The organism is Rickettsia endosymbiont of Pantilius tunicatus, from assembly GCF_964291875.1.
Classification (GTDB): Bacteria; Pseudomonadota; Alphaproteobacteria; order Rickettsiales; family Rickettsiaceae; genus Rickettsia.
On record NZ_OZ198175.1, the window covers coordinates 1216865 to 1238074 of the forward strand.

A 21210-nucleotide genomic window follows, 5' to 3' on the forward strand; every position below is an offset into this window, starting at 1 on the left:
TCATAAAATCTTCTCAAGAATACTACTAGGGTCACTATATTTCTAATAAATTGAACCTAACACTAATATCTTTATAGGCTTAAAATGTAATTGAATAAAAAATAGGGATAAGATGCTGGGAATTAAGCTCAGCCATTAATACAACGACTTCCGCTATACTTCTTATTTTAAAAATAATTATAATAGCAGAATCCCAGCATAAAGCTTACACTTGGATTTGGTTTATATTAATAGTAGAGTTCAAATACTATTAGATAACTTAGATTTATAGATAAAATTATTGATTAGTCAATCCCAAATTTAAATTTATTTGATATTTTTATATATTATTTTTTATTTCATCTATATTTAAGCGTTATTTTTTTAATTTTTGAATCCTTTTGCATTGCTTGAATGCTCCCATAAATAAAGTTAATAATTCGAAGTAGTAATATTAGCAACTTCATCGGTGTCATATCATAGCGTGGCTTGGAAACTAGATCTAGCATAAAGCTTAGGTTATTTCGCTTTATACTAGATTCCTGCTTTTAGCTAAGAATGACATCGAAACCATGCAACTAGGAATACTTAATTCCTTACTCGTTTAGTCCGTGGCAATATTTATATTTCTTACCTGAACCACAAGGGCATAGCTCGTTTCTCGATACTTTTCCCCAGCTTATAGGGTTTTTAGGGTCTCTATCCTCTGGGTTAATGCGTGATATGACAGGTCTAAGATCAGTTTCTAAGTTACTACCTGCATTATATTTACTAAATGCAGGATCTTCTCGACTTTCATGCATATTATTTTGCAGCTTTTTATTTTCAAGCGATACGTCTTCTTTTTGAATATGCTTTAAGTCAATGTGGAAGTGATATACTGTTTGAATAAAGAGTTCTTTTAGATTATTAAGCATATGCTCAAATAAGTTAAATGCCTCTCTTTTATATTCACTTAAAGGATCTTTTTGGGCATAAGCTCTAAGAGATATACCTTGTCTTAAGTGATCTAAGCTATGCAAGTGATCTTTCCAAACCTGATCAAGAGTAGTTAATAAAATATACTTTACAGCATTATGCATTAAGTCAGGACTATAGGCTTCCTCCTTAGACTTATATATACTATCCGCTGTTTGAATAACAATTTTTGTAACTTCTTCTTCTGTTACATCATTTTTGCTTATTAGATTTTGCTCAAGCTTTATAGCAAAAGTGCGGTGTAGCTCTACGCTTAAATTCTCTATATCCCAATCTTCTCTATAAGAACCCGCTGTCATAAAAGTTAGCACTATCTTTTTAGCTAATTCTTCAGTAGTACTACTTAAGAAATCATAACTATCTTTAGATTTAATAATTTCAGTTCTTTGCTCATATATTATTTTACGCTGATCATTCATCACATCATCAAAACGTAATAAATTTTTACGTATTTCATAGTTATGCCCCTCAACTTTTTGCTGAGCTTTCTCAAGTGATCGGCTAATCATTGGGTGATGTATAGCCTCACCATCTTTCAAGCCAAGCGTCCGAAGCACCCCTGAAATACGTTCTGAGGCAAAAATACGCATTAAATCGTCATCAAGCGATAAGAAAAATTTAGTATTACCTGGGTCACCTTGCCTACCTGATCTACCACGTAGCTGGTTATCTATTCTACGGCTTTCATGGCGTTCTGTACCTATTACAAATAACCCGCCTGCTGCAATTACTTGCTTTTTTTCTTCAGTTGTTTGAGCTTTTATCTCATTTACTTTTTCTTTATAAGCAGCATTAGTTAAAGATTTTCTATCTACCTGCTCTATCAGCATTTCAGGATTACCGCCAAGCATAATATCAGTGCCTCGTCCTGCCATATTAGTTGCAATTGTTACTGCTTTAAACCTACCAGCTTGGGCAATAATAAATGCTTCTTGCTCGTGGAACTTAGCATTTAATACTTTATGAGGTATTTTGTTTTTATTTAAAATATTAGAAATTTCTTCTGACTTTTCTATACTTACAGTACCGACAAGCACCGGCTGACCACGATCATAACAATCTTTGATTAGCTTTAAAATAGCGTCATATTTCTCTTTTTTGCTCCCATAAATTTCATCATCAAGGTCACGTCTTGTAACTTTATTATGAGTCGGCACTGCTACTACATCAAGATTATATATGTCTTTTAGCTCTGGTGCTTCAGTCATAGCTGTACCAGTCATGCCTGATAATTTAGGGTAATTACGGAAATAATTTTGGAAAGTAATAGATGCAAGCGTTTGGTTTTCGTTTTGGATTTTTACATTTTCTTTTGCCTCTAATGCTTGATGTAGCCCTTCAGAATATCTACGCCCTTCCATTACACGTCCCGTAAACTCATCTATGATCATTACTTTACCATCACGTACTAAATAATCCACATCGATTGTAAACATGTTGTGAGCTCTAAGGGCTTGATTAACGTAATGTACTAAGCTTAAATTTTCAAAATCGTATAATCCAGAATCGGGCTTTATAATATTTGCTTGGCTTAAAAGCGATTCTACATGACTAATGCCGCTTTCCGTTAAATTGATAGTTTTTAATTTTTCATCTTTTTCAAAATCACTTACATTAAGCCTACGTACAAGCTTATCAACTTTACCATATAACTCTGAATTATCATTAACTGGACCAGAAATAACCAAAGGAGTTCTTGCTTCATCTATTAAAATAGAATCTACTTCATCGATAATAGCAAAGTTAAAAGGACGAAGTACCCGCTCCTGCAAGCTATATTTCATATTATCTCTTAGGTAATCAAAGCCAAGCTCGTTATTTGTGGCATATGTAATATCAGAGTTATAAGCTTCTCGCTTAGCTTCATCTGGCATGCCAGCAATAATACATCCAACCGATAGACCTAAAAAATTATAAATTTTACCCATGGAAGCAGAGTCACGGCTGACAAGGTAATCATTAACTGTTACTACATGTACACCTTTCCCAGCTAAAGCGTTTAAATATGCAGGAAGTGTTGCGACCAAAGTCTTTCCCTCCCCTGTACGCATCTCGGTAATCATTCCTCTATGTAATACCAACCCACCTATAAGCTGCACGTCAAAATGACGCATCCCATATACTCTTCTCGAAGCTTCTCTAACTACTGCAAATGCTTCATACGCTATATCGTCTAAAGTAGCACCATTTTTAAGTTTTTCCTTAAATTCTAAAGTTTTATTTTTTAATTCTTCATCTGATAATTTTTGAATTGCTGGTTCAAGTGAATTAATTTTTGCAATGTCAGAAAATAGTTTTTTTATCGTACGATCATTCGCCGTACCAAAAATTTTTTTCAATATAGAAAACATCAAAATCCTTAAATATATTTTTGTACTTAAAATATAAGTGATTTTATAAAATTATCAATGACATTATAATTAATTAAGTTTTTACTTTACAAACATAGTAAAGCTTTATAGCTTTGATCATTAATATTTAATTATTTAAAAAGTTAAAATGTATAAAGTACTAATAACAATTATAATCATATTCAGCAGTTTTAAATATGCTAATGCTCAAATAGCAGAAACGTTACAAGTAAATTCTGCAATAAGTTATACTAATAAATGTCGAGTTGAATATGCACATATTGACAAAGAAATAACGAAAATATATCAATATCTGCCTAAGAATAAATGGAAAGGAATTATTACTATAGCAAGAGGAGGATTGTATCCTGCTCTTATTTTAGCACATAAATTAGATATTAATAAAATGGATTTAATATCATTAACAAGTTATTATAAAGATAAAGCACAAGGCGATATAAAATTATTACAAGATTTTAACTTCAACAATAAAAATCAAGGAGAAGGATGGATTGTTGTTGATGATTTAGTAGATTCAGGAAAAACAATAAAATGGCTTAATCAATATTTACCAAAAGCCTATTATATTGTAGTTTATGCTAAACCAAGAGGAGCAAAATTAGTTGATAAACATGGCATGAAAATACCACAAACAACTTGGATAACATTTCCTTGGGATAATGAATTTTCTTTAGAGATACCTGAATGTATTGCTTTGTAAAAAGCTAAATAATAATATATTTTGTTGCAGAATAATCCGTAAATAATTATTAATAAATAAATTTATAAAATAGCTGTTGACGGGTATTTATTATTTTTATAGGATTTAAACTTATATTTAACAAATTATGAGTCATAAATAATGAAAAAACTATCAATTGTACTTTTATCCGTTAGTATGCTTTCTAGCATAGCTTTTGCAGATAACTCAGACAGAGTAGTTGCTACTTACAAAAATGGTGAAGTAAGAGAATCACAAATAATGAAAGAATTTAAACCGCAACTTAATCTTCCTTCGGGTGAAACTATTAAAAATTTTGACGATTTTCCACCGCAAGATCAGGATAAATTGATAAGAATTTATGTCAATAATATTTTGTTAAAAGAAGAAGTTGCAAAGTCAAATATTACCTCTTCTAAAGAATTCCAAGAAAAGCTTGAAAATGCAAAAAATCAATTAGCTCAAAAAGAATTATTAGAAAATTATGTAAAATCTAATCTTACCGATAAAATGTTTGATGATGAATATAACAAATATGTAACTAGCCTAAAAGGTAAAGAACAAATAAAAGTTGCTCATATTTTAGTTAAATCTGAAAAAGAAGCTAATGATTTAAAAAATAAATTAAATAAAGGTGCAGATTTTGCTAAACTTGCTGGAGAATCTTCTCTTGATAAAGCTTCAGCTACAAATGGTGGTGTAATCGGTTATATTTTATTAAATCAACCAGGACAGTTAGTACCTGAATTTGAAAAGAAAGCTTTTGCTTTAAAAGTAAACGAAGTTTCAACACCAGTAAAAACTGACTATGGTTGGCATATCATTAAGGTTCTTGAGAAAAAACCTGTACCTATCCCAACTAAAGAAGAAGCTAAAATGACTATTGATAATGTATTAGCAGCCGAAATACTGAAAAAATACATTAGCGATTTAGAAGCTAAAGCTGATTTAAAAATTATGTTACCTCCAGCTGCAAATAACGAAGCTAAAAAGTAGTTATACTCTATCCTATGTCATTCCCGCGGAGGCGGGAATTCAGAGGGGTAAGCATCAATACAGCGAGTTTTAAAATTAAAAGCGTAGATACCGTCTTAAGTGTCAACATCTTTTTATCTGTATTTTAATTAATTTCATTGAAAAGAGTTTTATTTTTGAGTACTCCATAAATAATATGAATTAACTTACGCATAGCGGCTATAACAATAACCATCTTGGGTTTTCCTAAACTACCTAAACGCTTGGCAAATTCTGTAACAATTGGATTAAATTTAAGAGACACTATAGCAGGCATATAAAAAGCTTTACGCAAATCTGCGTTTCCTGTTTTTGAGATCCTGCTAGTTCCATGTACAGAAGTACCTGATTGGCGTTGTTGTGGATTAAGACCGACAAAAGCTACTACTTGTTTTACTGATTTAAAATTTTCAATATCTGATAAAAAAGCAAGTATTACAGCTACTGTTTTTTCTCCTATTCCTGGAATTGAAACAAGAAGCTTACCTTTATCAGATAAGTCTGTATGTTTCTTTATATGGTTAGATATAAGCTTTTCTATTTCTTTTATCTGTTTATTCAAAAATTTTATATGAGATTTAATATTAGTTGTAACTATATCAAATAACCCTTCTAGCCTATTAGTTTCTTGGTTTTTGATAGAAATTAAAGCATCTAAACGATTTACTAATTGTTGTAGTTCTTGTATATGAAAAGCTGTAGGTTGCCAAAGTTCAGGCTGTATCGTTTGACAAAAATATGCAATCAGTTCACTGTCTGCTTTATCAGTTTTAACACGGTAAAGTTTACTGATAGAGAAGCCTTTTACACGAGCTGGATTTACAACACTAACTTTAAAATTATTTTTATAAAGATACTCAGCAAGCTTTAATCCATAAGTATTTGTAGCCTCCATACAAGCGTGTGCGGTATAAACCTGTTTAGTTTTTAGCCACTCACTTACTCCGTAAAATCCTTGTAAATTATTATTAAATTTTTTATTCTTAACTTTGTTATTAATTAGTAAAGCTACATCAAATGTTTCTTTAGAAATATCTATGCCTAAAATTATACTATTCATAAAATACCCTTTATAGTAAAAATTAAATAGAATACTCAAAGATCAACCTTGTATATACAGGTTCATTAAAATAACTTTTAAGACCTAGGACACCGTCCGATCTTTTGTGAGTATTAAAGGCTAGTTACTTATCTACGCTACAGGATCATAAGTCCTCAGGATATTCTCAGTATACTAGCCTTCTACTTCAGAGTCTTATAGTTTTTAATTAAAGACAATATTAAGATACAAGGTTATCTCGATTTACGCTGGATTCCCGCCTCCGCGGGAATGACATTAAACATTAAAAAATGTAGTCTAATTTTAAAATAATATATCTTTTAAGCTAAGAGACTATTGACAATCTAGCAAAAAAAAATTATATTCTACAAAAATTTAATTTAAGTAAAGAAATTATTAAGCTATGTCTAAAGCAAAAACTGCTTCTAAAAACAACCCAACCGCTAGGGAATCAGCTAAAGTACATTTTTATAAAGGTGAGGAAATCGTACCTTCAAAATATATCCCTCAACAAGGTTCTTCTTTTTTAGCTGCAGAAATTAAATCTTCTGGAGATTTGGTATTAGGGAATAACGGGCAAGTGCTACCTTGGAACTTAGTCAAAAATTTAGCTTAGTTTGATTTAATTACTCACAAATATAAAAATTTCACTTCAGTAGCTTATATAATAAGTCATATATTGGGGGCATAGCTCAGGGGTAGAGCATCTGCTTTGCACGCAGAGGGTCAAGGGTTCGATTCCCTTTGCCTCCACCATTCTCCATTTTTCGGTATTTTTACAAACACATCAAACGGCGAACACAAGGTATAATCAAGCTTTTGAGGTTTTATTGTTAGGTTAGCAAATACTAAATCTATCAATATTACAATGTGCCGCTGACGACATTGCCCGCATGGATTATTTTCTCCTGTAATCCCGTGATGGCATTGCCCGCGTGGATCGAAAAACGCCCTAAGGTAGTCATACCGTGGCTTGGGAACTTGATCCAGAAAATAATAAAAAATACTAATTTTATTAGTATTTTTAACTGGATCTAGTTCATAAATCACGGTATGACAGGGGAGAATGATCCACGCAACAATACCTCCTCGCAACAACAATTTGAAAACCACTTAGCATCCTTACAATAATAAACTATCCGGTATTATGGTTACACACTGCAAGGCTTGGTAAAACGCCGTAATGTAGAGCGGGCTTTGTTTTTGAGTGAGGCAGATACAGAAGCGGTTATTAGCTCTACCTAAAATAGTTTCTATATTTGCCCTCTTAATAAAAATTCTTAGATTGACTAACGAATATTAGAAATACCCTCAACGAACATTAAAATTACCTATAAAAAAGAAGTAACTATGGACAGTAATATCGAATAAAAATTTCTTTTTAAGATTTATTTATTATTCGAGAATTACTGATGACATGTACAAATAAACAAGTAGGTATTTTAATGCAAAAGATCAAAAAATATAATCAGATAATTTCTGCTGCAAAAGCAGGTATGAGTGTAAAAACAGCACGTAAATATTTAGGTGTTAATAAGTATCCAAGCGAATTACGAACAGTACGTAAATATAGGACACGTAAGGATCCATTTGTTAAGCACTGGGATGAAATAGAATCAATGCTAGGATCAGCACCGGAGTTGCAAGCAACTACCATATTAGCATATTTGACAGAAAAGTATCATGGAAATTATAATGGAAAGCAATTACGCTGTTTGCAGAAAAGGTTGAAACAATGGAGAGCTGAACATGGTAAGGATAAGCCAGTCATCTTTTTACAAAATATTCTTCCTGGCAAACAAAGCCAGTCTGATTGGACCAATATGAATCAATTAGGTATTTGTATTGATGGGAAACCATATTCTCATTTACTATTTCATTTTATATTGCCTTATTCATGTTGGGAAACTTTCAGCATATGCCATAGTGAAAGTTTTGATACATTAGCATCAGGGTTTGAAAAAGCTGTATGGGAGTTAGGTGGAGTTTTACCAGAGCATCGTACAGATAATTTAAGTGCAGCTACCAAGCAATGTGGTAATAGTAGACAATTTACAGAAAAATGGCAAGAATTGCTTGGTTATTACGATGTTGCACCATCGCGAAATAATCCCGGTGTCAGTCATGAAAATGGTTCTGTTGAAAAAAGTCATGATACATTTAAGCAAGCAGTGAATCAACATTTGCTATTACGTGGATCACGTAATTTTGTTGATTTAAAAGCTTATGAATTATTCCTTACACAAATTAAAGAAAAGCGCAATAGCTGTAGAAAAGAAAAATTAGCTGAAGAATTAGTTTATTTAAAAGAGTTACCAATCAGGAAATGGAATGCACCTACAATATTATCAGTACGTGTTAACCCAAGCAGTACAGTTAGTATTTTATCTGTAGCTTATTCTGTGCCTAGTCGCTTAATAGGTTATACTTTAAAAGCTTATATTTATTCTGAAGAAATAGAGCTTTACTATGGTAACAAATGTTTACAAAAAATGTTTAGAATCAGCAATGGCTATGTTATTGATTATAGACATATCATTGATAGTTTAGTACGTAAACCTGGAGCATTTGCCCAATATCAATATTATGAAGCTTTATTTCCACGTGCTATATTTCGTCAGGTATATGACCAGCTGATATCTATATATCCATATAAGGGGCATAAAATATATCTTAAAATATTACAATTAGCAAAAATGTATGGAGAATTGAATGTAGTTGCTGCATTAGAAATGCTAGTAGAAGAGAAGATTGAACCAATAATTGATCATATTACAGATTTACTAAATAGTCAGACTAAAACTGTTTGTTCAGTAAAAATTAATCAACCAGTACTGTCCGAATATGATCAATTACATTGCTTTAAAACAATGGAGGTCGCATGAGTAAAAAGATAATAACTCCGCAACCGCTAAATAATTTACTCAAGAACCTTTGTTTACCTACTTTTGCATCATGCTATAAATCAGTTGCAGAAAGCTTTGAGCAAGAAAAGAAAACATATATAGATTATCTACAAGAGTTAGCCATACGTGAGTTAGAACATAGACATCAGCAACGTATCGCCAGATTGCTAAAGCAAGCAAAACTCTCTCGAGATAAGTTATTAAGCAACTTTGATATTAAGCGTATCCCAGGATTATCGTCAACTAAGATCCAATATCTTGCACAAGGAGAATTTATGGATCGCTATGAAAATATACTTATTTTTGGTAATCCTGGTACTGGCAAAAGTCATCTTAGTATAGGTTTAGCACGTGAGTGGTGTCTTGCCGGTAGGCGTGTATTATATACAACAGCAGCTAATTTGGTTCAACAATTACTAGAAGCAAAGCTTAGTTTAAAACTTAAGCAAATTATTAAAAAATTCGATTATTTTGAAATATTGATAATTGATGATATATCATATGTACCATATAATCGTGAGGAAACTGATGTTTTATTTACCTTATTAGCTGAACGTTATGAGATGCGTAGTGTATTAATTACTAGCAATTTAGTTTTTGCAAAATGGAATTCCATTTTTAAAGACGAAATGACTACATCAGCAGCCATTGACAGATTGGTTCACCATTCTTCAATTCTTGAACTGAATACTGAAAGTTATAGAATCGCTACAGCAAAAGAAAAAAAATTAACTATAAAATTGGAGGATAATAATATAATACACTAGACAATATTTTTTACTCAAAAATAGGTAATTTTAATATTCGTCATAGGGAATTCTAATATTCGTTAGTCATTAGATATTCTGTTATAATTATAAGTGGTAATTGTTATTAGTTATTAAAGCTCTCTATTATTTTCTGCTATCCTATATTAATCCTTATATTTCACAAATTACTCTTAAACCATTAATTTATATCTTTGATTAAATTTCTATTGCTTTGTTAAAACTCTTCATTATGATTCTTTCCATAGCTCATTTTTAACAAAATATTAAAAATTATAGAATTTGATAAGAGTATAATTATGTTTAGATGGTTTCAAACTAAGCACGAAAAATTAATATAAGCTATAAAAGCTGGAAATGAAGCAGAAGCACAAAGATTAATTGCTGAAATGAATATTATAGAGTTAAGCAAAGTTGATAATGACGGCTGGACATCTTTAACTGCGGCTGCATTTGGGGGATTAGAAAAAGTTTGTGAGGCGTTAATTCCTAAAATGTCAGATCAAGCTATTAATAAGGTTAATAACAACGGCGATACAGCTTTAACTTATGCTGTTGTTAAGGGCTTAAGTAGTGTTTGCGAGTTACTTATTCCTAAAATAACCGAACAGGCTATTAATCAGGTTAATAATGATGGCTGGACATCTTTAACTGCGGTTGCATGGAAAGGATTAGACAAGGTTTGTGAGGCATTAATTCCTAAAATGACACAACAAGCTATTGATACTGTTGTTAAATATGGAACCATTACAGGTTATGAAGGTCATACAGCATTAAGCATAGCTAAGGATAAAGGTTTTAAAAATATATGTAATTTATTGGAAACTTACCAAAAACAAATACTTTTAAAAAATAATGAACTTGCTGAGACAGTAAATAACTTTTTTCACAATCCTCTTGCTGTTAGTCTTTGCTATCAACAAATAGATGATGAATTCGCTAAATTAATCGTAGATAAATTAAAAGTTATCAAGACAATTACCGCTATCGATTTTATGGGCAGTAATATAAGCGACAATGGTATAAAAATTATTACTGAAGCTCTAAAAGTAAGTACACAACTAAAGAAACTTGATTTTAGCGGATGTGACTTAGGTAATCAAAAAATATCAATACTAGCCGAAGTTTTACAACTTAAAACTCTTACTCACTTTTGCCTTAGTGCGAATTATATAGGGACTGTAGGGATAAACGCAATTATTAAAGCTTTAAAAGAAAATACTACCATTACGCATATAGACTTAGAGCAAAATAACATAGATCAGCAGAATAAAGCTATAATCGAGAAATATTTACAGCGAAATAAGAATTTATTGGAAGAACATAATAATTTTCAAAAGTTAATAGATGGGTTAAACGATAAAATAGCTAATGATGCTAATATAAAAGATAAATCTATAATAGAAGATACTATAAAGTATATAATACAAAAAACTCCTCTTCTTACTAGCAAAATCGACCGAAATCAAATAATAACTAATATACAGAAGCTTTTAGATAATAAGTTTGCAGCATCAAAATTTATGGGCGTAAAAGAGGATCTTGAGGAATTAATAGAACATCAAAATATAGCTGACGATATTAGCATGTCAGGAGCATGTGGTGATAGCACGTTTGGATAAATTTTCCTCCGCCCCTTAAATTTTTATGCTGCTTGTGAATTTTGTTGCATAGTAAAAGCATCATTTATATACTGTCGTTTGGTGGTATTGGTTAGTAAATCGTACTAATTACCTCCACCACGCTAAACTTTACATACTTTATCAGTTCTTTATTAACAAATTAGTGATAATTTTTCTAAATCTTTAACACAAATCTCATGAAATTATCCGATTTTGACTTTGACTTACCTTTAGAGCTAATCGCTCAAAATCCAGTAAGCAAACGTGATGAGTCAAATTTATTAATTGCTTCTACACAGCAATATGTCAAAACCAAATTTTACAATATTATTGATCATTTAAAAGAAGGGGATCTATTAGTTTTTAATAACAGTAAAGTGATAAAAGCAAAATTGAATTTAAATGGAAAAATCACTATAAACTTAAATCAAAGACTTAAGGATAATAGGATAGCGACGAGCGATGATGTAGGCAAGCTTAAATCAATCGACTATTGGTCAGCTTTTGCAAAACCTGCACGTAAGCTAAAGGTAGGCGATGAGTTTTATTTTGATGATCATAAAATAATTATCACCGAAAAGCTCGAAATGGGTGAGATTAAAATTAAATTCGAACTTGCTGATATTTCGGTGTTTGAGTTTTTAGATAAATACGGCGAAATGCCATTACCGCTTTATATTAAACGTCCTGAAACACAAAAAAGCGACAATGAACGTTATCAAACAGTTTATAGCAATATTCAAGGTTCAGTTGCTGCACCAACGGCAGGCTTACATTTCACAAACGATATAATAAATAAGCTTAAAGAAAAGGGCGTGCAAGTGGCGTTTGTAACTCTACATGTCGGAGCAGGAACTTTTATGCCAGTTAAAACCGAGAATATTAACGAGCATAAAATGCATACGGAATATTGCTCTATCACTCCTGAAACCGCTGCAATTATAAATAAAGCTAAACAGGAAAAAAGGCGTATTATAGCAGTCGGCACTACAAGCCTTCGAACTCTTGAAAGCTCTAGTATAAATAGCAATGTAAATTCTGGTGAGTTTGAAACCGATATCTTTATAACTCCAGGATTTAAATTTCAAATAGTCGATATGTTGCTTACTAATTTTCATTTCCCAAAATCTACTTTATTTATGCTAGTCTGTGCTTTTGCTGGCTTTAAAGAAATGCACGAGCTATATAAATACGCCATAAAAGAACAAATGCGTTTTTTTAGCTATGGCGATGCAACACTTTTGTATAGAAAAATATAAACTATAATTTTTAGTAACATAATAACACTTTACATCATCAATAAAATATTTATAATCGCGATTAATTAATGGATATTAATTATTTTGTAATATTTAGATGTAGTGGTAATTTTTATGACAAATACAGAAAAAGAAAACAGATTAGTTTATATATTAGGACCTGATTTAATATTATCTCAAAATCTACAGCAAGAGTTAGATAAACATGAAGTAATAATAATTAAAACAGATGAAGCTGAAATTACTACTAAAAATCCACTTGAATCAATTATAGATCATATTAAAAAAACTTTGGATAAAGAAAATATAAAACAACCTAATAAATTTTATATTCATGGGCATGGAGATAGAAAGCATAATTACAACAATATAGATTCACAAAAAGATAATAACCACATTATAGAATTAAAAAAACAATTTATCTTTTTTACTGGACATTTCTTAAAAAGACTACAAAATACATATCCTCATCCAATAGATTTCAATTTATTTAGCTGTTTTGGAGGGAGCGGGAACAAAGAAACTAAAGAATTAAAAGAAGGAAGTTCTATAGTAACAAATGTTAATGCTAAAAATTTCAGCGAAGGTTTTTTAGATCATTATATTCAAAAAAAACAATTGGAAGAATTAAGGCTCTTTCCTAATTCTTCTTTCCTTGAGCAAATCTTAAGAAACCAAAAATATTCATTACAAGGCACAAGTTGGAGTTATAAAACACCAAATAAAGTCGTCACAATAAAATCTGAAAGATTTTTAAATCCTAGTACTTTTAATGATTTTGTAGAAAAGCTAGAAAAAGGATTAAAGCATAATGAAACATTACCAAAAATAGTCGAAACCTATGTTAATAAGGAAGCAGAAGGAATTAAAAAGAGTTATGGGTTTAAAAATATAGCAAAATATATAAATGAGGATATAGAAAAATTAAACAAATTTAGAATTACTTTTAGTGAAGAAGATGCAAAAGCTTATTTACTTGGTATCGCACATTATATTATTTGCTCATTTAATGAATTAAATAAACAAATTAGCAAAGAAAAAATTCAAATAGAAGATTTATTTAAATATTTTGGTTTAATAACAGATTACATTAATGATCCAATTCTTGACAAGTGGACCCTTGTACATACAGCTGCTCAAAATGGAAATACAATAATATTACCAGAATTAGTTAAACGTAAGGCAGATATAGATAAAGCCGAAAATAATGGTCTTAGTCCATTACACCTTGCTGCTCAAAATGGGCATATAGAAATAGTACAAAAATTGCCTGAATACGGAGCAGACGTAAATAAAATTACACACGGTGGATTTACATCTATATATCTTGCTACTCAAAATGGGCATACAGAAATAGTACAAAAATTGCTTGAACATGGAGCAAACGTAAATAAAGCTGCAAATGATGGAGCTAGTCCACTACACCTTGCTGCTCTAAATGAGCATATAGAAATAGTACAAATACTTTTCGATAGCATGAAAGATGGGAAGCTAAAAAAAGAGCAATTAGCCCAATCTTTAGTATTAGCTAAAAAAGAAAATCATACTAAAAACGTGAAGTTCTTAGAGGATTGTATCTCTGGTAAATATGAGGCAGAGAAAATAGGACAAAATTTAAAAAACACAATGATTTCTAATAATGATAACTTAACATTAATAAAACAAAAAGGGAGCGGAATCGGACGCTAAAATATACAACACTAATAAATGAAAACCAAAAACTTCTTGATTAGAATTTGGATGAAGTAAAAGAATATTACAGCAGCACAGCAAATCATGATACTTATTTGCATAGAATATGGAAGCTGCTTTGCTATATTTGAGGTTTCATTAGAAGAAGGTTTGTAAATAAATCCTAATATTTTAATAAGATATAAACTTGAGAATATACTACTAATTATTATAACAGCCATCACAACAAACTGATTCTGCTCGGCTGCTGCAAGTAAAATTGAGAATTTACTTATGAAGCCGCTTAAAATTGGAATACCAATCAACGATAATGATGATATTAGTATTATAAAAGAAATCAGCGGGAATTCTTTTGAAGTACCTGTTAAATCTTGCACTTGATTGGCTTTCTTTAGGCTATAAATACTTCCCATACTATAAAATAAACAGATCTTTGTAAAAGAATGCGATACTAAATGCAGAGTTGCAGCAGCTAAGGACTTAGGCGTTAGCATAAAAGCACTAAGCAATGCTATGCCTAATTGATTCATGGTGGAATAGGCAAGTATTTTCTTGATATTATCCGTTCCGAAAGCTTTAAATGAGCTATAAAAAATGCTGACTATCGGAATAAAAATCAGCCAGTTAAAAGGTCCAAATATTTTTTGCAAATAAGACAAGCCAAATATATATACTAAAATTTTGTAAATACAAAATAAGCCGGTTTTTACTACTATCACTGCATGCAGTAAACTACTAACGGGATAATGTGCAACCATTGCTGCCGGAAGCCATGAATGTACTGGAAAAATCGCTGTCTTTGCAATACCAAAGATAAACATTAGCAATAAAAGAATAGACTGATTTTTAGAAAAATGCTCTAGCATTAGCCCTTTAGTTCCGAAATCCCCATTACCGATTTTAGCATAAATAATTATAATAGCCGGCAAAAATAACATGATTCCGGTAATCATCAAAATTTTTAAATATTTATATAATCCCGTAAGTACTATATTATTTTTAGTATGCCCTATTAAAAAAGCCGTAGAAATAGTTAAAAGCTCATAGCAAATAAACATGGTAAATAAATTGCTAGATAAAGCAATTAAAACACCAATAAGAATAGTTAAATTGAAGAAGAATAAAAACCTTGAAGAGTTTTCTATATTATTAATAGCAAGATATTTCGGAGTATAAAGCAGAGAACAAATCCATAAAAAGCTGATTAAACTTAAGAAAATAAGCCCTAAAGGTTCGAGATGAAAGCCTATAAAATAGTTACCGAAAATATGAAACTTAAACCCTGCCCTTACGCCTTTTAGAAACACCCAATCAATAATCAGAACATTACTAAAGAAAAAAACCCCGATAGCAATAAGTAAAAAGTTACGTGTAAAACTATCTTTTTTAGTCACAAACGGACTAGTTAAATTCAGCATACCAACTAGTAAAGTTGATAGAATCAAAAGATTCGGAGTGGTAAATTGTGCTAGCATATTATTATGCTTTTATTAGTTATCAAAGTCATTGTATTTGTTTTCTCTTTTTATTTCTATAACTTAACCATTTCTCTAATTCAGAAGCTGGTAGATTTAAGTCTTTAGCAAGTTTTCAAAGTCTGATAGCTGCTGCTTCACAGTACTTTAATATTCTTAGTTGGATTCTTGCTTTTGTAAGAATAAAATTTTTATCATTTTATAGTGATAGAATAATGATCCTACCGAACTTAGTAAAATTATTATAAAATCTAATAATAGATTTTGGTTTAAAAATAATTCTAGAATACTTACCTTAACAAAAAATAACGGGCTGATTGGCAAGCCGCTGCTACAAATTACAGCTATTATTACCAAAATTTGATTTGGTTTTTTCTGATATGCTTCTTTATAAGCAGCAATAAGAAAAAGAGCTATTTTATTTATACTATCTACAATCAATAAGCATGGTAAAATTTTCATACCGCTATCGGTAACATACAATAAAAATACATAACCTATTTGAGTAATACACGAATATACTATAATTTTTTTAAAACTCTCAGCTCTATAAGCAAAATACGGAGCTATGATAAGAGTAGCTAAAGCAATAGGTCTTATAAAACTGTTCATTGCTACTTTAATCGTTTCATAGCTTATAACAAGATAGGTAAATTTATATATTATATATATGCCTATTATGGTCGAAATTCCTGCCAAATATACTAAAATCACCGAAGCAGTGGTGCTATAAGCTCTCATCATCCAAAAATGCATAGGAAAAAAGGCAGTTTTTAAAATAATCCCTATTAAGAAAAACCCTATAGATAAAGTTACTATATTCGAATTAGAATATTTTTGTAAAAATCCGGCTACATCTAGCATATTTAAACTACCGGTAATACTTAGTAGAAACCCTATAGCTATAAGAATTAATGTTGCACCTATGCTACCCATTATTAAATAATCAAGAGCACCAACTAAAGCCTTTGGCTTACCACCGCTAGCTATCAAAACATAGCTGCTAAGTGCTGAAATCTCTATAAATACATATAAATTAAAAAAATCATTAGTACTAACCATTCCTAAATAACCCATATGAGCAAACAGCAATATAGCATAAAATAAAGCTCTTCTATTACTGTTAATATATTTTAGGACAGTTTGGTTAGTGATGTTGTAGCAAAAAATTAGAAAAAATAATAAAACCAAATTAAGGTAAATAATAATAGCTTGATTTAAGGAGGTTAAATAATACTCAATTCCGATAGACGAAGCCCACCCTCCCATCACGTAAGAAATTTCGGTATTTTTTACAATAGAATACCCGTAAATGCTAATTACAAAACTTGCTAAAATAGAGCAGATAGTAATGATTCGAGTTAATAAAATAAAACGAAAAAATATCGTCGCAAGTAACGCACCTGCAAATGGGAATAAAATCTGTAAGATTGGGAAATGGTTTGCTAGGATCATGGTTATTTATTCAAATCGGTGTCATCCCGTGGCTTGGTCCACGGGATGACAGAAGTAACAAGCCTTATACAAAAGAATAACATACTAGAAATATATCTATTTATCAAAACTAATTTCGTTTTCTGATATTGTACCAAAATGTTTATAAATTTGATGTATGAAACTTAAAGCTACGCTAAGTGTTGCAAAACCTACTACTATAGCTGTTAGCATCAATACGTGAGGCAATGGGCTGCTGTAGGTAGTTACGCCTTCTTGCATAATAGGTACAATACCTGTTTTAACTTTACCCAAAGCTAAATAAAAAACTAATACTGAACCTTGAAAAACCCCAAGACCTATAACCTTATGAATATAATTATGGCTTGTAAGCATTATAAATAAACCCGAAGTCAGCAATATCAAAGCAAAAAAATATATTAAGTGGGACATATGTATATAGTTAAGTGAAGAATAATACGAAGATCAACTTGGAAAAGAGCAAGGAGACTGTAAGCCGAGGTGCAGAGCGTATACTTAATACGTGAGCAGCCGAGGACTTACAAAGACGACGCAGCCAATTTTTCAAGTTCATCGAGTATCAGTATGCTCTAAAAGATTCATTGAATATACAAGTAATCTTTTTACCTTTACGTACAGCAAGCTTTGGGAATACTTGTTCAAGAATAACTAAATTAGGATTATCTGGAACGAGGCGATAATTTACTAGAGACTCACGCAATGAATCATCTACAGCAAAAATACCAGGAATTTCAGAATTTTTATCTCTAAATTGTAGATAAGTGAATTCGCCATCGTCAAAAATTTTGATAGGAGCTATTTCTTCACTACCACTAATATAATAGTTGAAGTTATATTTTTCTGGATGATTAAGATCAGGGCTTGCTGAAGAGGCAATATAAGTTTGTATGTGACCACCAGCATTATCATTATCATCATCAGGATAGAGGAATTTTACGTTAAAAACCATTTCTGGATCACGCATATCAAGAGTCTCAGCAGCGTATAGTTCAAAGAAATATGTTCGTTTATTAGTAATTAAGGTCATATTAGTAGTAGCATCCTGCTCCATAGGTTTAATAAAAATCCTATGACCCGCAGGTACTATTTGCCATGAGGTAGTATCGCCCATAGAAATACTTACTATTTCTTCGTCTCTTGCAAGCTCTATACTTGCTTGATAGCCGTAATATCCTATAAATTTGAAAACATCATCAGGGTTATAAACCATAACTCTTAAACGGGAATCTTGTCCTAAAGGTCTTGATTCTCTAATAGCAAATATATTTAATGTAAAAAATATTATTGTAAAAAATATTATTAATCGCTTCATATTATTTCTGGTTTTTATCTTTTAATAATTTTAGCTTATAACTGGTAACAGTAAAGTTAAATGGAGCATTAGGCGGAAGATTTGCACCGATAGAATCCATTATATAACCTATTTTTGCTTCCCATAACATATTTTCTAAAACTTCCCCTACACTATTTTTAGCTAATGACTCAAAAGTAACAACTACTTCATTATTATTTATATTTTGAATTGATGTTATATTAATTGAACGCCTATATAATTTTTGATATCGCATAACCGGTGATAGTGGGTTATCAATATTCATAAAATTAGCAAATTGCATATAAACAATACTTGTAGAACTATTTTTAATAAAGACAAATTGTTGTTTTAATAAATCATAATTATATTCTTCTCGCTGTAGCACATAATTTTTGAGCATAATATTAGCAACAGAACCATAAGGATCGCGTAATGCAGATTCTTTAGTGTTAGTAATAGTAGCTTGTTTCTCGGTACTAGATTTTATCAAGTAACTTATTTTTTCTTTTATAGGTAATAATACATCAATATTTATACAAATTATAGTAAGTAATAACGTAAATGTTGCACATGCTAAAAGTAGAAGGGATCTACTACTTAACGGCACTACATATTTAAAGCTGTACCATTTTCTTGCATCATTAAAATATTCGCCGGATTTAACATATTCTTGTACGGCACTAAGTACTGGATCCATAATTATTTAGTAATTGATGAGTATTTTTATTTCCATAACCTTAGCATAATTATTTTAATATAATTATCATTTGTTAATTTAGTATTATTTAAGTTATAAAATAACTTTATATTGTTGCTACAATACCAAAATACTACTTGATTTTAAAGTTAAAATAAATAATTTATAAATTTAAATTATACAACAATAGTTATTAATGGTAATAATATTGTATCAATATTATTGTTATATAGCACTGTTTACAATCTTTTTAATATTTTTTTACACTTAAAATAAATTTTTGTAAAAAATACTTGTGAACAATTATATACTAAGCTAATTTAAACAAGTAATAAAATAAACCACTTTATTATTATATATTTAAGATGTTAAAATTATTCAAGTTTGGGGTATTATTAATTATGCTTTCACAATTATTATCATGTACACCCTCAGCACCTTACGAAATTAAAAGCCCGTGTGTTGCAGCTGAAATTAATGATGAAGCAGAGTTAAGTATGAATCCTTGTGTAAGAAGACCGGTTAATTCTATAATAGATATAGCATAAATATATCAATGACACTTATTTCGCTAGTAACCGTTTAATATAACAATAGAGGTATGTTAGATAATATATTCGGCTTCTTTAAATCAAGTGATAAAGCACAAAATGATGCAAAGAGCGAGCAAAACCAAGCAAATCCGCTAAAGATAACTCAAAATTGGTATGAAGAACGTGCTGATAAGCTAATTGTTCAACGTAACTTATTAATAATATTACTGATAATATTATCAATTTTTATGGTAATATCTACTTTAGTAATAGCTTTTGTAGTAAAATCTAAACAGTTTGATCCTTTTGTCATCCAACTTGATGATACTACTGGTCGTGTATCAGTAGTAGAGCCTATTTCATCACCAGTGCTTACTGCAGATGAGTCACTTACAAGATATTTTATAAAAAAATATATAAATGCAAGAGAAACATATAATTTTGTTGATTTTACTACCTTGGCACGTACTACTATAAGATTACTTTCAACGAGTAATGTTTTTTATGGTTATCTTGGATATATAAGAGATAAGAACAATGATCCAAGTTTAAAGTATCAGGAAAACAATACGACTTATTTAGTAGTAAAGTCGTGGTCAAAAATTGCCTCGGACAAATATATAGTTAGATTTTCCGTAAATGAAGCAACAGGAAATCAAACAGTTTATAATAAAATAGCAGTAGTAAGTTATGCTTACGTACCAATGCAATTAACAGATTCAGAACTTGATATAAATCCTGTAGGATTTCAAGTTAACGGATATAGGGTAGACGATGATAATAGTTAGATTTTGTTTTTTAATTTTTATATACTTAAGTGGCTTAGTAGCTAATGCTGACTGTCCACTTTTAGAAAATGATCCATGTAACAATATCAGCAATAATTATTTGGATGATTTATCTATAACTAGGGATAATAGGATACAAACATATATATATAACCCTAATGAAGTTTATTTATTAACGCTGCATTTTGGTTTTCAAGCACATATAGAATTTGCTAAAAATGAAGAAGTTCAAAATATCATTCTTGGAGATGCTTATGCGTGGAAACTAACTCCTATTGGTAATCGTTTATTTATAAAACCTCTTGAGAAATATATTCGTACCAACATGACTATCATAACTAACAAAAGAACATATGAATTTGATATTTCTTCTGTTGAGTTGATGGAAGGACATGAGAAAGAGTTAGTATATGTAATTAAATTTGACTATTCTAAGAATAGAACAAATAGTAATTACATGGCAAGGTACTAGTTTGTCATCCCGCAGCTTGACTGCGGGATCTCAGGACACAGCTTGTGATAAAAGATCCCGTGGTCAAGCCACGGGATGACAATAAATAACTATAATATAATTTAA

At 30.6% G+C, this 21210-nt stretch carries 18 protein-coding genes, 1 tRNA gene and 1 pseudogene; 13 read left to right on the plus strand and 7 right to left on the minus strand.

Annotation, left to right across the window (positions count from 1 at the left end):
- Nucleotides 1-575 precede the first annotated feature (575 nt).
- Nucleotides 576-3308 carry a preprotein translocase subunit SecA gene (secA, locus tag ACICQC_RS07105; protein ID WP_395477683.1) on the minus strand — a complete coding sequence of 911 codons (2733 nt, stop codon included), beginning with the start codon at nucleotides 3306-3308 and terminating at the stop codon, nucleotides 576-578.
- Nucleotides 3309-3456: 148 nt separating this feature from the next.
- Between secA and gpt the strand changes: the two genes are divergently transcribed.
- Both gpt and ACICQC_RS07115 read left to right on the plus strand, forming a co-directional pair.
- Nucleotides 3457-4029 (plus strand): xanthine phosphoribosyltransferase, encoded by a 573-nt coding sequence (gene gpt / locus ACICQC_RS07110; protein ID WP_395476505.1) that lies wholly within the window; start codon nucleotides 3457-3459, stop codon nucleotides 4027-4029.
- Nucleotides 4030-4170: 141 nt separating this feature from the next.
- Nucleotides 4171-5025, plus strand: a complete 855-nt coding sequence (locus tag ACICQC_RS07115; protein WP_395476506.1) for a peptidylprolyl isomerase — start codon at nucleotides 4171-4173, stop codon at nucleotides 5023-5025.
- Between the two features lie 124 nt (nucleotides 5026-5149).
- Here the strand turns inward: ACICQC_RS07115 and ACICQC_RS07120 are convergent, their stop codons facing one another.
- Entirely contained in the window at nucleotides 5150-6103 is a 954-nt protein-coding gene (locus ACICQC_RS07120) for an IS110 family transposase (protein WP_395476416.1), read from the minus strand.
- Nucleotides 6104-6506: 403 nt separating this feature from the next.
- Here ACICQC_RS07120 and ACICQC_RS07125 point away from each other — a divergent pair, with 403 nt between their 5' ends.
- From ACICQC_RS07125 to ACICQC_RS07155, 7 genes are all read left to right on the plus strand, one after another.
- Nucleotides 6507-6719, plus strand: a complete 213-nt coding sequence (locus ACICQC_RS07125) for a hypothetical protein (protein ID WP_395476507.1) — start codon at nucleotides 6507-6509, stop codon at nucleotides 6717-6719.
- 65 nt (nucleotides 6720-6784) lie between these two features.
- Nucleotides 6785-6859 (plus strand) — tRNA-Ala (locus ACICQC_RS07130).
- A 656-nt stretch (nucleotides 6860-7515) separates the two neighbouring features.
- Nucleotides 7516-8988 (plus strand): IS21 family transposase, encoded by a 1473-nt coding sequence (istA, locus tag ACICQC_RS07135; protein WP_395476339.1) that lies wholly within the window; start codon nucleotides 7516-7518, stop codon nucleotides 8986-8988.
- Nucleotides 8985-9776, plus strand: a complete 792-nt coding sequence (istB, locus tag ACICQC_RS07140; protein WP_395476338.1) for an IS21-like element helper ATPase IstB — start codon at nucleotides 8985-8987, stop codon at nucleotides 9774-9776. Before istA ends, istB begins: the two co-directional genes overlap by 4 nt.
- A gap of 389 nt (nucleotides 9777-10165) precedes the next feature.
- The gene (locus ACICQC_RS07145; RefSeq protein WP_395476508.1) at nucleotides 10166-11398 is read left to right on the plus strand and encodes an ankyrin repeat domain-containing protein; all 1233 of its coding nucleotides are present in this window, start codon (nucleotides 10166-10168) and stop codon (nucleotides 11396-11398) included.
- Nucleotides 11399-11595: 197 nt separating this feature from the next.
- Nucleotides 11596-12657, plus strand: coding sequence for a tRNA preQ1(34) S-adenosylmethionine ribosyltransferase-isomerase QueA (gene queA / locus ACICQC_RS07150; RefSeq protein ID WP_395476509.1), 1062 nt, complete (start codon nucleotides 11596-11598; stop codon nucleotides 12655-12657).
- 114 nt (nucleotides 12658-12771) lie between these two features.
- A complete protein-coding gene (locus tag ACICQC_RS07155) occupies nucleotides 12772-14346 on the plus strand; it encodes an ankyrin repeat domain-containing protein (RefSeq protein WP_395476510.1) in 1575 nt (524 codons plus the stop codon).
- Between the two features lie 11 nt (nucleotides 14347-14357).
- Here ACICQC_RS07155 and ACICQC_RS07160 read toward each other — a convergent pair whose 3' ends face one another.
- The 3 genes from ACICQC_RS07160 to ACICQC_RS07170 all read right to left on the minus strand — a co-directional run bounded on the left by ACICQC_RS07160 (nucleotide 14358) and on the right by ACICQC_RS07170 (nucleotide 17711).
- The gene (locus ACICQC_RS07160) at nucleotides 14358-15824 is read right to left on the minus strand and encodes a proton-conducting transporter membrane subunit (RefSeq protein ID WP_395476511.1); all 1467 of its coding nucleotides are present in this window, start codon (nucleotides 15822-15824) and stop codon (nucleotides 14358-14360) included.
- Between the two features lie 156 nt (nucleotides 15825-15980).
- Complete coding sequence (locus tag ACICQC_RS07165) at nucleotides 15981-17279, minus strand: proton-conducting transporter membrane subunit (RefSeq protein ID WP_395476512.1); 1299 nt, start codon at nucleotides 17277-17279, stop codon at nucleotides 15981-15983.
- Nucleotides 17280-17375: 96 nt separating this feature from the next.
- Complete coding sequence (locus ACICQC_RS07170; RefSeq protein ID WP_395476513.1) at nucleotides 17376-17711, minus strand: Na+/H+ antiporter subunit C; 336 nt, start codon at nucleotides 17709-17711, stop codon at nucleotides 17376-17378.
- A gap of 38 nt (nucleotides 17712-17749) precedes the next feature.
- Between ACICQC_RS07170 and ACICQC_RS07175 the strand changes: the two are divergent.
- Nucleotides 17750-17873, plus strand: a pseudogene (locus ACICQC_RS07175) (palindromic element RPE5 domain-containing protein).
- On the opposite strand, the gene virB9 reads toward ACICQC_RS07175, so the two are convergent.
- Nucleotides 17860-18612 (minus strand): P-type conjugative transfer protein VirB9, encoded by a 753-nt coding sequence (gene virB9 / locus ACICQC_RS07180; RefSeq protein WP_395476514.1) that lies wholly within the window; start codon nucleotides 18610-18612, stop codon nucleotides 17860-17862. The pseudogene ACICQC_RS07175 and the gene virB9 sit on opposite strands and share 14 nt — an antisense overlap.
- 1 nt (nucleotide 18613) lies before the next feature.
- Entirely contained in the window at nucleotides 18614-19312 is a 699-nt protein-coding gene (locus ACICQC_RS07185; RefSeq protein ID WP_395476515.1) for a VirB8/TrbF family protein, read from the minus strand.
- A 365-nt stretch (nucleotides 19313-19677) separates the two neighbouring features.
- Here ACICQC_RS07185 and ACICQC_RS07190 point away from each other — a divergent pair, with 365 nt between their 5' ends.
- From ACICQC_RS07190 to ACICQC_RS07200, 3 genes are read left to right on the plus strand one after another with little or no spacing between them, the layout of a single operon-like run.
- Nucleotides 19678-19860 carry a DUF2706 domain-containing protein gene (locus ACICQC_RS07190; protein ID WP_016948043.1) on the plus strand — a complete coding sequence of 61 codons (183 nt, stop codon included), beginning with the start codon at nucleotides 19678-19680 and terminating at the stop codon, nucleotides 19858-19860.
- A 53-nt stretch (nucleotides 19861-19913) separates the two neighbouring features.
- Nucleotides 19914-20633, plus strand: a complete 720-nt coding sequence (locus ACICQC_RS07195; RefSeq protein ID WP_395476516.1) for a virB8 family protein — start codon at nucleotides 19914-19916, stop codon at nucleotides 20631-20633.
- Entirely contained in the window at nucleotides 20620-21105 is a 486-nt protein-coding gene (locus ACICQC_RS07200) for a TrbG/VirB9 family P-type conjugative transfer protein (RefSeq protein ID WP_395476517.1), read from the plus strand. The genes ACICQC_RS07195 and ACICQC_RS07200 overlap by 14 nt, the downstream gene beginning before the upstream one ends.
- Nucleotides 21106-21210 lie beyond the last annotated feature (105 nt).

Coding starts and splice junctions, on each gene's coding strand:
- ACICQC_RS07125 (WP_395476507.1), top strand. CDS start 6,507: ATGTCTAAAGCAAAAACTGCTTCTAAAAACAACCCAACCGCTAGGGAA.
- istB (WP_395476338.1), top strand. CDS start 8,985: ATGAGTAAAAAGATAATAACTCCGCAACCGCTAAATAATTTACTCAAG.
- secA (WP_395477683.1), bottom strand. CDS start 3,308: ATGTTTTCTATATTGAAAAAAATTTTTGGTACGGCGAATGATCGTACG.
- ACICQC_RS07155 (WP_395476510.1), top strand. CDS start 12,772: ATGACAAATACAGAAAAAGAAAACAGATTAGTTTATATATTAGGACCT.
- ACICQC_RS07165 (WP_395476512.1), bottom strand. CDS start 17,279: ATGATCCTAGCAAACCATTTCCCAATCTTACAGATTTTATTCCCATTT.
- ACICQC_RS07120 (WP_395476416.1), bottom strand. CDS start 6,103: ATGAATAGTATAATTTTAGGCATAGATATTTCTAAAGAAACATTTGAT.
- ACICQC_RS07160 (WP_395476511.1), bottom strand. CDS start 15,824: ATGCTAGCACAATTTACCACTCCGAATCTTTTGATTCTATCAACTTTA.
- ACICQC_RS07195 (WP_395476516.1), top strand. CDS start 19,914: ATGTTAGATAATATATTCGGCTTCTTTAAATCAAGTGATAAAGCACAA.
- istA (WP_395476339.1), top strand. CDS start 7,516: ATGACATGTACAAATAAACAAGTAGGTATTTTAATGCAAAAGATCAAA.
- virB9 (WP_395476514.1), bottom strand. CDS start 18,612: ATGAAGCGATTAATAATATTTTTTACAATAATATTTTTTACATTAAAT.
- ACICQC_RS07145 (WP_395476508.1), top strand. CDS start 10,166: ATGAATATTATAGAGTTAAGCAAAGTTGATAATGACGGCTGGACATCT.
- ACICQC_RS07190 (WP_016948043.1), top strand. CDS start 19,678: ATGTTAAAATTATTCAAGTTTGGGGTATTATTAATTATGCTTTCACAA.
- ACICQC_RS07170 (WP_395476513.1), bottom strand. CDS start 17,711: ATGTCCCACTTAATATATTTTTTTGCTTTGATATTGCTGACTTCGGGT.
- ACICQC_RS07115 (WP_395476506.1), top strand. CDS start 4,171: ATGAAAAAACTATCAATTGTACTTTTATCCGTTAGTATGCTTTCTAGC.
- queA (WP_395476509.1), top strand. CDS start 11,596: ATGAAATTATCCGATTTTGACTTTGACTTACCTTTAGAGCTAATCGCT.
- ACICQC_RS07200 (WP_395476517.1), top strand. CDS start 20,620: ATGATAATAGTTAGATTTTGTTTTTTAATTTTTATATACTTAAGTGGC.
- ACICQC_RS07185 (WP_395476515.1), bottom strand. CDS start 19,312: ATGGATCCAGTACTTAGTGCCGTACAAGAATATGTTAAATCCGGCGAA.
- gpt (WP_395476505.1), top strand. CDS start 3,457: ATGTATAAAGTACTAATAACAATTATAATCATATTCAGCAGTTTTAAA.